At 63.4% G+C, this 12,993-nt stretch carries 11 protein-coding genes; 5 read left to right on the plus strand and 6 right to left on the minus strand.

The window, feature by feature from the left end; translation table 11 throughout:
• Nucleotides 1–9: 9 nt before the first annotated feature.
• Nucleotides 10–1,446, minus strand: a complete 1,437-nt coding sequence (locus tag CUR21_RS01080) for an FAD-dependent oxidoreductase (RefSeq protein WP_198431577.1) — start codon at nt 1,444–1,446, stop codon at nt 10–12.
• The gene (gene rpiA, locus CUR21_RS01085; RefSeq protein WP_100195158.1) at nt 1,446–2,231 is read right to left on the minus strand and encodes a ribose-5-phosphate isomerase RpiA; all 786 of its coding nucleotides are present in this window, start codon (nt 2,229–2,231) and stop codon (nt 1,446–1,448) included. The genes CUR21_RS01080 and rpiA overlap by 1 nt, the downstream gene beginning before the upstream one ends.
• Nucleotides 2,232–2,463: 232 nt before the next feature.
• On the opposite strand from rpiA, the gene CUR21_RS01090 reads away from it, so the two are divergent.
• Nucleotides 2,464–3,843, plus strand: coding sequence for an L-serine ammonia-lyase (locus CUR21_RS01090; RefSeq protein WP_100195159.1), 1,380 nt, complete (start codon nt 2,464–2,466; stop codon nt 3,841–3,843).
• 97 nt (nt 3,844–3,940) lie between these two features.
• Here CUR21_RS01090 and CUR21_RS01095 read toward each other — a convergent pair whose 3' ends face one another.
• A complete protein-coding gene (locus CUR21_RS01095) occupies nt 3,941–4,579 on the minus strand; it encodes a gamma-glutamyl kinase (RefSeq protein WP_100195160.1) in 639 nt (212 codons plus the stop codon).
• Nucleotides 4,580–4,728: 149 nt separating this feature from the next.
• On the opposite strand from CUR21_RS01095, the gene CUR21_RS01100 reads away from it, so the two are divergent.
• Entirely contained in the window at nt 4,729–5,652 is a 924-nt protein-coding gene (locus CUR21_RS01100) for a DMT family transporter (RefSeq protein WP_100195161.1), read from the plus strand.
• Here the strand turns inward: CUR21_RS01100 and CUR21_RS01105 are convergent.
• Complete coding sequence (locus tag CUR21_RS01105; RefSeq protein WP_100195162.1) at nt 5,598–6,284, minus strand: thiamine diphosphokinase; 687 nt, start codon at nt 6,282–6,284, stop codon at nt 5,598–5,600. The genes CUR21_RS01100 and CUR21_RS01105 overlap by 55 nt on opposite strands.
• A 140-nt stretch (nt 6,285–6,424) precedes the next feature.
• On the opposite strand from CUR21_RS01105, the gene CUR21_RS01110 reads away from it, so the two are divergent.
• Nucleotides 6,425–8,881, plus strand: a complete 2,457-nt coding sequence (locus tag CUR21_RS01110; protein ID WP_100195163.1) for a hypothetical protein — start codon at nt 6,425–6,427, stop codon at nt 8,879–8,881.
• 79 nt (nt 8,882–8,960) lie between these two features.
• Here the strand turns inward: CUR21_RS01110 and CUR21_RS01115 are convergent, their stop codons facing one another.
• Both CUR21_RS01115 and CUR21_RS01120 read right to left on the minus strand, forming a co-directional pair.
• Nucleotides 8,961–9,203: a DUF2842 domain-containing protein gene (locus CUR21_RS01115; RefSeq protein WP_100195271.1), complete on the minus strand. Its 243-nt coding sequence runs from the start codon at nt 9,201–9,203 to the stop codon at nt 8,961–8,963.
• A 46-nt stretch (nt 9,204–9,249) separates the two neighbouring features.
• Complete coding sequence (locus CUR21_RS01120) at nt 9,250–10,542, minus strand: adenylosuccinate synthase (protein ID WP_100195272.1); 1,293 nt, start codon at nt 10,540–10,542, stop codon at nt 9,250–9,252.
• Between the two features lie 260 nt (nt 10,543–10,802).
• On the opposite strand from CUR21_RS01120, the gene secG reads away from it, so the two are divergent.
• Together secG and CUR21_RS01130 are read left to right on the plus strand one after the other, a co-directional pair.
• The gene (gene secG / locus CUR21_RS01125; RefSeq protein ID WP_100195164.1) at nt 10,803–11,162 is read left to right on the plus strand and encodes a preprotein translocase subunit SecG; all 360 of its coding nucleotides are present in this window, start codon (nt 10,803–10,805) and stop codon (nt 11,160–11,162) included.
• Nucleotides 11,163–11,317: 155 nt separating this feature from the next.
• Complete coding sequence (locus tag CUR21_RS01130; protein WP_100195165.1) at nt 11,318–12,961, plus strand: CTP synthase; 1,644 nt, start codon at nt 11,318–11,320, stop codon at nt 12,959–12,961.
• Nucleotides 12,962–12,993: the final 32 nt, after the last annotated feature.

Here is a 12,993-nt window from a genome sequence, read left to right on the forward strand (position 1 = left end):
CGAATCCGGTCACGCCTTGCGGGTGGGTGTCCGCATCGTGACCAGTTCTTCGGCCATTGTGGGATGGACCGCCACGGTGCGGTCAAAATCCTCTTTTGTGGCCCCCATTTTGATCGCAATTGCCGCCAATTGGATCATTTCCCCTGCCTCGGGTGCGACGATGTGACATCCCAGCACACGGCGTGTCGCCTGGCTGACAATCAGCTTCATCAGCACCCGCGCCTCGCTTCCGGCAAAGGCCGTGCGCATCGGCCGGAAGCTGGTGCAATACACTTCGATCGGTTCTTGTTCACGCGCGGCTTCTTCGGTCAGGCCCACGGTCCCCAGTTCGGGTTGCGTGAAAACGGCGCTGGGGATCAGGTCGTGATCGACCGGGGTCGGCTCGCCTTCGAATACGGTGCGGACAAAGGCCATGCCTTCGCGGATGGCCACCGGGGTCAGGTTGACGCGGTTGGTCACATCGCCGACAGCATAGATCGAAGGCACGGCCGTCTGGCTATAGGCGTCCACCACGATCTCGCCACGCCGACCCAGCTTAACACCCAGTTCCTCCAGCCCCAGACCTTCCGTCGTGGGGCGGCGTCCGGTGGCGAAAAGCACCGTGTCAAAGGTGCATTCCATGCCATTGGTCGCCTTGATCCAGACCGGACAGCCGCGCTTGCCCGACTGCGGCAGCAGATCCGCCGCCGAGTCGACGCCCGCCCCCATATTGGAATCGTCCGAGGCCATCGCCGCCGCCTCGGCCATTTCGACAATGTTTGTGCCCAGATGCAGCTCGATCCCTTGTGCCTTCATCGCTTCGGCGATCAGGCCACGCGCTTCGTCATCAAAGCCGCGCAGAATTTGCGCCCCGCGGTAGAATTGCGTCACCTTGACGCCCAGCCCCGCAAGGATGCAGGCCATTTCGCAGGCGATGAAGCCGCCGCCCACGATCAGAATGGACTTGGGCAAAGTGGTCAGCTCGAAAATGTCATCCGACACCAAGCCAAGTCCGGCATTGGGCAGATCAGGGCGTTCGGGCCAGCCGCCGGTTGCAACCAGAATGTGCTTGGCCGTCACCACCTCACCGGTGGAAAGCGCCACGATGTGGGGGTCGGTCAGCCGAGCCTTGGCGTCATGCACCTGCACCCCAGAGCCATCCAGCAAACGGCGATAAGCGCCTTCCAGACGGTCCAACTCGGCATGAAGCTTTGCGCGGAACACCGACCAGTCAAAACCGCCATCCGCAATGTCCCAGCCATAGGCCCGCGCCTCGGACGGTAGTTCGCGAAAGGACGAGGCAAAGACCATCAGCTTTTTCGGCACGCAGCCACGGATGACGCAGGTGCCCCCCAGACGGCTGGATTCGGCCAAGGCGACCTTGGCCCCCGTCGCTGCCGCCATCCGGGCCGCACGCACCCCGCCCGAACCGCCGCCGATGACGAAAAGATCAACGTCAAATGCCATCAGTCCAGATCCGCAAAAATGTTGGAGGTTGGGGCAAATTCCATCCGTTCGTCTTCTGTTTCGCCCGAGTTGATGTCGCGCACCGTGACGCGCCCATCCCCATGGCCGATCACCACGATGTCGCAGATATCAATGAACAATCCGTTCTCGACCACGCCCGGAATCTGGTTCAGCACCAGCGCCAATTGCCGCGGGTTGCCGATGCGCTTGAGGTGCAGATCGAGGATGTAATTCGACTCGTCAGTCACCAGTGGCGCCCCACCGTTCATGCGCAGCGTCACATCGCGGTTGAGCACGTCCAATGAAACCAGCGTCTCTTCCACCAGCGCCTTTGTGGTCTGCCATCCGAAAGGGATCACCTCGATGGGAAGCGGAAAGGCACCCAGCTGGTTCACATCCTTGGCGGCATCGGCGATGACGATCATCTGATCCGATGCGGTCGCCACAATCTTTTCCTGCAAAAGGGCCGCGCCGCCGCCCTTGATCAGATTGAGGTTGCCGTCAAACTCGTCAGCGCCGTCGATCGTCAGATCCAGCCATTTCGCCTCGTCCAGCGTGGTCAGGGGCACGCCCAGCTGCGCTGCCAGTTGCGCCGTCCGGCTGGAGGTCGGCACCCCCACCACGCGCAGACCTTCTTCGCGGATACGCTCGGCCAAGCAGCGCACCATCCAGGCGGCGGTGGACCCGGTGCCCAGACCCAGCTTCATCCCATCCTCGACAAAATCGGTGGCGCGCTTTGCGGCCAGAAACTTGGCCTTGTCGATGGGCGAAAGGTCGGCAGGCATGGATCGATTCCCCGAAGCTAAGAATGTGGCGTGCCCGGGTTATAGGCAAAGCCGCCCCTGCGTGCGAGCGTGAATTGCCCCGCGGCTTGGCGGCGCTGTGCCCCGGTTGGAAGAACCTCTGGCATGACGCGCGCGCCAGATGCCGCAGACGCCCGTCAGATGTCGCTTTCGTGTGGCGCAGCGGGGGCGTTCCGGCGCAGACTGGCCGCGCACGTCAAAGGAAGCCTGTCGTATGTTCCTGTCTGTCTTCGATATGTTCAAGGTGGGGATCGGCCCCTCTTCCAGCCACACGATGGGGCCGATGGTCGCCGCCGCGCGCTTTCTTGATCTGCTGCGCGCGTCCCCGTTTCAGCCACATGGGCTGCGCGCCTCGCTGCACGGCAGCCTTGCTTTCACCGGGGTAGGCCATGCGACCGATCGCGCGACAATCCTTGGCCTCGCAGGCTTTGCGCCCGATACCTACGACGCTGCACGGGCCGAAGACGCCTTGCACCAGATCCGACAGACCTGCCGCATCACCCCGCCCGGGCTGCCCAGCCTCCAGTTCGATCCGGAACGGGATCTGACCTTCGACTACGGCCCTGCCCTGCCCGGCCATGCCAATGGCATGATCCTGCGCGCGACGGATGCGCAAGGCGACGTCATCCTGCAGGAAACCTATTATTCGATCGGCGGGGGCTTTGTCTTGACCGAGGCCGAGCTGCAAAGCACCACCGCGGAAAAGAAGAAACCGCGCGCGGATGTGCCCTACCCCTTTGAAACCGCCACAGAAATGCTGGCCATGGCCAAGGAAAGCGGGCTGTCGATTGCCGCCATGAAACGCGCCAACGAGCTGCGCTTTCGCAGCGCGACGGAGCTGGATCAGGGGATCACCCGTCTGTGGCAGGTGATGTCGGCCTGCATCGACCGCGGCATGGCGGGCAGCGGCATTCTGCCCGGTGGGCTCAAAGTGCGACGGCGCGCCGCGGGCATTCATGCGCAGTTGCAGGCCGAACGCGGCCTGAACATGCAGGCCCCGCACACGATCAACGACTGGATGAGCCTTTACGCCATGGCGGTGAACGAAGAAAATGCAGCGGGCGGCCAAGTGGTTACCGCCCCCACCAATGGCGCGGCAGGCGTGGTGCCGGCTGTGATCCGCTATTGGCTGGACCATGTGCCGGGCGCTGCTCCTTCACGCGTGGGAGAATTCCTGCTGACCGCCGCTGCCATCGGCGGCTTGTGCAAGCATAACGCCAGCATCTCGGGTGCGGAATGCGGCTGTCAGGCAGAGGTGGGAAGCGCTGCTGCGATGGCCGCAGCGGGCCTGTGCTCTGTGCTGGGAGGCACCCCGGAACAGGTGGAAAACGCCGCGGAAATCGCGCTGGAGCATCACCTTGGCATGACCTGCGACCCGGTCAAGGGCTTGGTGCAGGTGCCATGCATCGAGCGAAATGGTCTGGGCGCCATCAAGGCCGTGTCGGCGGCCTCGCTCTCGATGCGTGGCGACGGGCAGCATCTGGTCAGCCTTGATGCCTGTATCGAAACCATGCGCCAGACGGGGCGCGACATGCATGAGAAATACAAGGAAACCTCGCTCGGCGGATTGGCCGTGAACGTCCCCAACTGCTAAAGGCGCGGCGGCGTCTGGTGTGAAGCGACGGCGGCGCGCCCCTTTCCGCCACGGGTAAGGTGAAACCGCGGGTTTCTGTTGCACCCTCGTGAAACCTTTAAGTCTTTGACTGCGCAGGCGTATGCAGAACCGTCTTGGCCTTCACCTGTTCATACAGCGCAAACTCTGTCGCATGCGCCCTGTGCAGGCGGGCCAACAGGTCGGCGGGCAGCGCAAGCAAGGCCGGGTCCCCTTTGGGCGAAGCGTTGCGATGGGGCAGCGTGAGCGGCGCGCCCAGCCGTGCGGAGAAAAAGCCGATCATCTGGTCGCGTGCGGCATAATCGAACACATGGGTCACCGGCGGGCCGCCATCGAGAAAGCCAAGGAACCGGTCCTGTCGGCCGATACGGGCAAAGGGCGGCGGGTCCTCGGACAGGCGGGCCTCGACGAAAGCGGCGAAGCTCAGGCCATGGGTGGAATTCTCATGCCCGCGCAGCGCATCGCGCTGACGGTAGCGAAACCAACTCCCCAGATGCTCGAGCGGGTCGCGCATGACCGCCACGGTCTCCAGCGACCTGCCAAGATCTCGGGCCAGACGGTCGGCCCAGTTGCGCGCATAGGTCTGCGCATTGATATGCTTGCCAGCGGTGGCCAAAGGTGTCGCTTGGGCAAAGGGGGCGAGCATGGCGCGCATCGACTGCGTGGCCGTCTTGGGGTTGGCCAGATACACCAGCCCCGCCTGTTCCAGAACCAGCATGCCCACCCCCCGCCATGGCCCGATTTGCCCTTTGCATCGGAAAGGCTAGCGGCAGGATCGGTGCTGCGGCAAGGCGGCGATCAACAATCGGCGCATGGCGTGTCGTTTTTGCGATGGACCTGCGGGCCGCCGCAAGTTAGCTCGGTGGAATGAGCCGCCAACCTGACCGCATCCTTCCTGGCGTCGTGCTGATGCTTGCCTTCTGCGTGCTGGCGCCTTTGCTGGATGTATCGGCAAAGCTGGCGGCGGCCACCCTTCCTGTGGCGCAGATCGTGACAGCGCGTTTCGTGGTGCAAGGCGCTTTGATGTTGCCGGTCATTCTGGCCATGGGGCTGTCGCTTTACATGACGCGGCGGGCCTTGGGGCTCATCTGCCTGCGGGCCGTCTTCCTGATGCTGTCCACCTTCAGTTTTGTCGCCGCCATTTCGGTCATGCCCGTTGCCGATGCGCTTGCGATTGCCTTTGTCGAGCCCTTCATCCTCTTGCTTCTGGGCCGTATCCTGTTCGGAGATGAGGTTGGGCCGCGCCGGATTGCCGCCTCCTGTGTCGGGTTTCTGGGGGCGCTGCTGGTGATCCAGCCTTCGCTTGCCGCCTTTGGCTATGTCGCGCTCTGGCCTTTGGGCACGGCGTTTTTCTTTGCCTTCTACATGCTCTCGACACGGCAGGTTTCGGGCTTCATGCATCCGGTGGCCATGCAGTTTCACACGTCATGGACCGGTCTGTTGATGTGCCTGCCGGTGATGATCTTGGCCGAAGGCACTGGCTGGCGGCACTTTGATGCGATCATGCCGCAGGGGGTGGAGTGGCTGTGGCTGTTCGGTGTGGGGTTCTGGGCCGCACTCAGCCACATGTGCATGACCTATGCCTTGAAATTCGCGCCCTCCGCCACACTCGCACCGTTGCATTATCTCGAGATCGTGGCCGCCGTCGCGCTTGGCTACTGGATTTTCGGCGATTTTCCGAATGCGCTCACTTGGGCCGGGATTGCCGTCATCACAGCATCGGGCCTGTACATCATTCATCGTGAAAGGCTGTCGGCGCGGGCCTCGCTGGCCAAAGCGGTCAGCACCTGATCCAGCCGCCCCCGCGGCAGGATGCAGAGCATGCCCGGTCCGGAAAAAGACAGCCGCACCGGCCCGTCGCTCACCCGGTTGGACGTCCCCACCCGGGCATGGGGTGCGAAATCCAGCCCGTCAATAGGCCAGTCCAATCCGTGGCTTGTGCCACGCACCGGGCGCATCGGAAACAGGCTGAACCGATCGCCGCGCCGCAGATCAAGCTGCAATCGGGGCGGGGCATGGAACACCACATCCTGCGACCCCAACAGCACACAAGACCGGTGCTGGCGGACCAGTGTGGTCAACACCGCAAGCCCGTGGTCGACGCGTGCCCCGATGAAGCCCAAAGCAATCACGAAAGGCGCATCAAGCGACCGCAACGCCTTGTCAAAGTCGGTCGTGTCCTGCTCGGGGATGTGGTGGACCCGCTCGGGCGGCAGTGCGGCGCGCGTGGCGTCTGACAAAGAGTCCATGTCGCCGATGACCGCCTGCGGCCAAAGCCCTTGCGCCAGACATCGGTTCGCTCCCCCATCCGCCGCCACAAGCACCGGGGCTCTTTGCAGCGCCGTACGAAACAATGCGGCAGAAACCGGCGCGCCTCCCACAAGCGTGATCCCGTCCGAGGATTGCACAATGGCTTGATTCATGCGGATACTGTCTTTCAATTGCGGCAAAATCTCGGGGTGCCTGCCACAAACAATCCATCAAATGACCCAGATCTGTCCACGGATTCGAACCTGTGGCGCGAGACAAGCAGATATTGAGTTTTGCAGAAAGCGAGCATCCGATGACCGGTGCGAGTAAGATCCTTACGGTTTCCTATGGAACCTTCTCTTGTACATTGGAAGGCTTTGACGACCCTTTCAATACGATGAAGGCCATTGCTGAATACTTCCGCGATCTGGCTGCCGAAGACCGTTATTTTGGTGCCGAACCGCCGCAGCCGGATGCGGCGATGCTGCACAAGATTGCAGAACGCGAAATTCAGCGCCGGGTGGAAGCAAAGATTCAAGACAACGGCGTGATTTTGCGCGCCGAAGAAAACGAGGCGCTTGCCGCACCGCAGGCACATCGTCCCCAACCAAACGTCGAGATGCCTGCCCGGGCCCCGGCGCCTTTGGCGCGCCCGACTCCCACGCTCGCGCAACGCGAGGCCGAGGATGGGCCGGAAGGCGGTGCCGAGACGGTGGCAGAAAAGCTCTCGCGCCTGCGCAAAGCCAATGCGGGCCCGCAAAACCCTGTGGCGATCGCGGCCCCGGTCATGGCGCAAGACGCGAGCGCCGCAGAGGAAGACGCGCAACCCCTTGCCTCCGCAGCGTCTGCCCCGATTGCCGTGCAGGATGCGGTCACGCCCGGTGACGCCCACGAGCCGGAGACTGAAGCCGCGCTTTCGACGCCGCTGGATATCGCGGATTTGCCGTCTGATGACCTCTGGGCCGCAGAGGTTCTGACGGATGGTCTGCAAGCCGAGACGTTGATCCCACAGACAATCGCTGTGGAAGACCTGCATTTTGAGCAGAGCCTCGGGTCGAATGAGGATTCGGAGCTTGCCGATTTGTTGGCATTGGACGCCGCGACAGAGGCAGACCTATCGGTTGCCGATCCGGCACCCGCTGATCAGGCCGAGGATCAGGCCGCAGAGAGCGGCGACACTGACTTGGGCACGGATGCTGATCGGGCGGAAGACCCAACGGTGCGGGCACCCGAACCAGAGGCGGTTCTGGCCGAGGAAATCGCAACAGAGCCCGCGCACGAAGATGTCTGGCTGGCCGACAGCGCCGAGGACAGCATTGAGAGCAGCGTGGAAGACAGCGCAAGCCCTGCCCCTGAGGACGAGGCGCAGGTCAAGGCGGATGACGCCTTGCTGGCGTCATTGGGCGCTTTGATTGAACCGGAAGACGACGCGGCCGAAGAAACCGCACCAGCCGCCGAAACGCCGGCTCTGCCGTCTGCCCAAAAGGCAGCCGCTCTGCCCGCAGATCTTGCGGAAGAAGAGATCGAAGCCATTCTGGCGCGTCACACGACCGCAGCCGCCCCAATCGAAGAAGCGCTGCCCGAAACGACTCAACCGGTCGCCGACGCTGCGGACCCGACACCTGCCAAAGCAGCGTCGGCCATGATGCAGGCCGATCTGGAAGATCAAAGCGCAAGCGAACCGGTCGCTCCTGTGCGCCCGGTGCGGCCCGTCCGCCCGTCCCGTCCTTCGGCTGTCGACCGGCCCGCCGTGCCCGCCGATCCGGACGCCGACATGGCGGCAGACCCGCTTGCCCCAAGCGGATCGCGCGCCCCCATCACGGTCGAAAAGCTGCAGCGTGCGCGCGCGCGCGTCATCAAGATCCGCCGCAATGAGCCGGTGTCCGTGGCAACGCGTGCCGCCTCTCCGGTGTCCGCCTCCTTGTCGGAAGAGGCAGAGGCGGCGCTTGCCGCAGAACTCGCGGCTGTCGCGCGGGACAACCAAGCGGCGGAGGACGCCGCCAAAGCAGCCTCTGAACGTCGGCTGGCGCGTCCTGACGAAGATCTTGCGGTCAACCGACTGATGGCGGAAGCGCGCAGCCAGATGGAAGTTCCAGACACCAAGCGGCGGCAATCGGCCATCGCCCATCTGAAAGCGGCGGTCGCGGCCACCATCGCGGAACGTCGCGCGACGGGCAGCACCTTGGCGGGCAACGGGAGCGAAAAGCTTGGCGCCTATCGCAACGATCTGGCGCAGGTCGTCCGCCCGACGTCCGAGGCAGCGCCCGCCTCCGCCCCCCGCCCTTCCCCCTTGGTTCTGGTGTCCGAACAGCGCATTGACCGCCCTTCCGAGCGGGTCATGACGCCCGCGCCGACCGCCAGCACACAGCCCGTGATGCCAACCCGTCCGCTGCCTGCGGCGCCCGCCGTCTCGCAGTCAATCGTGTCGGGTCTGGACGAAAGCTTTGAGGTCGAGGACGAGACACGCAATATTTTTGAAGCCGAAAGCAGCTTCCCAGAGTTCGCCGAGCGCCTTGGTGCGGCGGATCTGCCGTCACTGCTTGAGGCTGCCGCCGCCTATATCGCCTGTGTGGAAGGGCGCGACAGTTTTACGCGCCCTCAGTTGATGCGGCACATCAGCGCCGTTTCCGAAGGCCTCACGCGCGAAGATGGTCTGCGCAGCTTCGGCACGCTCTTGCGGGACGGCGTGATCGAACGCAGCCGCCGCGGTCAGTTTGCGATCAACGAAGCCTCACCGATCTTGGCCGAAGCCCGCAAGCTCGCCGGTTGATCGAAGCGCCCGTCGCTGCCACCTGCGCCAAACGGGTAAAAAGCTCACAGGCGGGATGCATCATGCACCCCGCCTGTTTTCATTTCGAACGATCAGCACCTGTGTCGGCCGTGTCGGGGTCTGGCTGTCCGACCCCCATGAAAATCGGGCGGAGCGGAAGGATCCACAGCACCCCAAGACCGACATAAACGGCAAGCTCGACCAAGATCGAAGGACGGTCGATCCAGCTGACAAGATTGACCGCCACCACAACGTAGAGCGGCAGGCCGATCAACAGCACCACGAGCGACAACCGCCGCCGCGCCTTGTAGCTTAACGCCATCTCATCCTCCTGCATGCGCAGAGGCGGGTCATCCGCACTGCTTGCCTCAATCCGCGAAGGGGTCGGTCACCAGAATGGTGTCATCCCGCTCGGGCGAGGTAGACAGTAGGGCGACCGGGCATTGGATCAATTCCTCAATGCGCCGCACGTATTTGATCGCAGCGCCCGGCAGTTCCGCCCAAGACCGTGCCCCGGCGGTCGACTCGGACCAGCCTTCCATCTCTTCATAGATCGGCGTGCAGCGCGCCTGTTGGTCCGCAGCGGTGGGAAGGTAATCCAGCCGGGTCCCGTCCAATTCATAGCCAACACAGATCTTGAGTGTCTTGAACCCGTCCAGCACGTCCAGCTTGGTCAAGGCGATGCCCGACACACCACTGGTGGCGCAGGTCTGGCGCACCAGAACCGCATCAAACCAGCCACACCGCCGTTTGCGCCCGGTCACGGTGCCGAATTCATGCCCACGCTCGCCCAGACGCTCGCCATCGGCATCGAACAATTCCGCCGGGAACGGACCTTCCCCCACGCGGGTCGTGTAGGCCTTCACAATCCCCAACACGAAATCAATCGCCGTCGGCCCAAGGCCCACACCCGTTGCCGCCTGCCCCGCAATCACATTGGACGAGGTGACAAAAGGATAGGTGCCAAAATCGATGTCGAGCAAGGCGCCTTGCGCCCCTTCAAAGAGAATGCGCTTTCCCGCACGGCGCGACTCGTTCATCACCTTCCACACTGGCGCGGCATAAGGCAGCACCTGCGGCGCAATCTCGTGCAGAAGCGCCAGCAGGGCCGCCCGGTCCACCGGCTCCATGCCAAGACCGCGGCGCAGCGCATCGTGATGCGCCAGCAAGCGGTCCACCCGCAGTTCCAGCGTGGCCGCATCCGCCAGATCCGCCACACGGATGGCCCGACGTCCCACCTTATCCTCATAGGCCGGGCCGATGCCGCGCCCGGTGGTGCCGATCTTGGCCACCGACAGGCTGCCCTCACGCGCGCGATCCAGTTCGCCATGTAGCGGCAGGATCAGCGGCGCATTTTCCGCCACCAGAAGATTTTCGGGCGTGATGTCGACGCCTTGGTCGCGCAGCTTGGCGATCTCGGTCACCAGATGCCACGGGTCCAGCACAACACCGTTGCCGATCACGCTCAGCTTGCCGCCGCGCACAATGCCCGAAGGCAGCAGCGACAGCTTGTAGACCTTGCCATCAATGACCAGCGTATGGCCCGCATTGTGCCCGCCCTGAAAGCGCGCGACGATGTCGGCGCGTTCGGACAGCCAGTCCACAATCTTGCCTTTGCCCTCGTCGCCCCATTGGGCGCCCACGACAACCACGTTGGCCATGCTGTTCTCCTTGGCTCTGAAACCGCCTGTGCTATAGACGCAAGGCCCGCTCAGGGAAACAAGGAAATCGCCCCCGTGCGCCATCTGCGCTCTTTCGGGCGCCAAAGACGCTCCGTTCCGCGCCCATCCTTTGTTGCCTTGCAGCTTTTCCAAATACTCCCGCCGGAGGCTCCCACGGCCAGAGACCCGCTCTGGCCGTGCAAGGGGTTGCGCGCGGCCCCCCATCAGCCTAGATAGGCGCGTCAGCTTCGGGAACGCCCATGGAAAACGTCATCCTTGCCATCCACCTTATCCTCGCCCTTCTTCTGGTCGGGGTGGTCCTGCTTCAAAGGTCCGAAGGCGGTGGCCTTGGCATGGGCGGCGGTGGCGGCGGTGCCATGTCAGGCCGGGCTGCGGCAACGGCCTTGGGCAAAGTGACGTGGATCTTGGCGATCCTCTTCATCTGCACCTCGATCACGCTGACCATTCTCGCAGCCCAGCAGGCAGGGTCCAGCTCGGTGATCGATCAGATCGGCGCGCCGACGCCTGCGCCCGACGCGCCTGTAGCGCCTCTGGGCAGCGATCTGCTGCCGCCGGCGCCGACAAATGCGCCTTTGGCCCCTCCGCGCGCTGACAACTAAGCCCGGAAAACGACACCATCTGTTGTCGCGGCCCCACCTGAAAAAACAGCATGTAGCGGTGCTGTTGCAAAGGATTGTTGCCTAGGGTAAGGCGTTGGTCCCGTGGTGCTGCGATTCCCACCCATCGAATCGCGACGAAAACACGGGGGCCGCACATGGCACGCTATATTTTCATCACCGGCGGCGTTGTCTCCTCCCTCGGCAAGGGGCTGGCATCCGCGGCACTGGGCGCACTGTTGCAAGCGCGTGGTTACACGGTGCGCCTGCGCAAGCTCGACCCCTATCTGAACGTCGATCCCGGCACGATGTCGCCCTTTGAGCATGGCGAAGTCTTCGTGACCGATGACGGGGCGGAAACTGACCTTGATCTGGGCCATTATGAGCGCTTCACCGGCGTGCATGCCCGGATGACCGATTCCATCTCTTCGGGGCGCATCTATTCCAACGTGCTCGAGAAAGAGCGGCGCGGGGATTACTTGGGCAAGACCATTCAGGTCATCCCGCACGTCACCAATGAGATCAAAGATTTCCTGCGCATCGGCGCGGATGAGGTCGACTTCATGCTGTGCGAGATCGGCGGCACCGTGGGCGACATCGAAGGCCTGCCCTTCTTTGAAGCGATCCGCCAGTTCATCCACGAACGCCCCAGCGGCCAGTCGATCCTGATGCACCTGACGCTGCTGCCCTATCTGGCGGCCAGCGGCGAGTTGAAGACCAAACCCACGCAGCATTCGGTGAAAGAGTTGCAGAGCATCGGTCTGGCGCCGGACGTTCTGGTGTGCCGGTCGGAACACCCGATCCCGGAGAAAGAGCGCGAGAAGATCGCGCTGTTCTGCAACGTACGCAAGGAACACGTGATTCCGGCCTATGATCTCAAAACGATCTATGAGGCGCCACTGGCCTATCATCAGGCCGGGTTGGATCAGGCGGTGCTGGATGCCTTTGGCATCGCGCCGGCCCCGAAGCCGAACCTGACCCGCTGGGAAGACGTGATGGACCGTCTGACCGGGGCCGAGGGCATGGTGCGGGTGGCGATCGTGGGCAAGTATACGCAGCTGGAAGACGCCTACAAATCCATCGCCGAGGCGCTGACCCATGGTGGCATGGCGAACCGGACGCGGGTGAAAGCGGAGTGGATCGACGCCGAGATCTTCGAGAACGAGGACCCGACGCCCTACCTTCAGGACTACCACGCCATTCTGGTGCCCGGCGGCTTTGGGGAGCGCGGGACGGAAGGCAAGATCAAGGCGGCGCAGTTCGCGCGGGAAAAGAAGATCCCCTATCTGGGCATCTGTCTGGGGATGCAGATGGCGGTCATTGAATCGGCGCGCAATCTGGCGGGGCTGCCCAATGCGGGGTCGGAGGAGTTTGACCATGAGGCGGGCAAGAAGCGCTTTACCCCGGTGGTCTACCATCTGAAGGAATGGGTGCAGGGCAATCACACGGTCCGGCGCAAGGCGGATGATGCCAAGGGTGGCACCATGCGGTTGGGGGCCTATACGGCCAATCTGAAGACGGGGTCGCGGGTTTCGGAGGTGTATGGCTGCTCGGTCATCGAAGAGCGGCACCGGCACCGGTATGAGGTGGACATCCAGTATCGGGAGCAGCTCGAGGCGTGCGGGCTGGTGTTCTCGGGGATGTCGCCGGACGGGAAGCTGCCGGAGATCGTTGAGGTGAAGGACCACCCCTGGTTCATCGGGGTTCAGTTCCACCCGGAATTGAAATCGAAGCCTTTCGCCCCCCACCCGCTCTTTGCGGATTTCGTGCGGGCCGCGAAAGAGGTGGAGCGGTTGGTGTGACGCGGCAGGGGGCCTTTGGCCCCCTGTGTTAC

Origin of the sequence: Pseudorhodobacter sp. MZDSW-24AT, from assembly GCF_002794355.1 — a bacterium.
GTDB lineage: Bacteria > Pseudomonadota > Alphaproteobacteria > Rhodobacterales > Rhodobacteraceae > Pseudotabrizicola.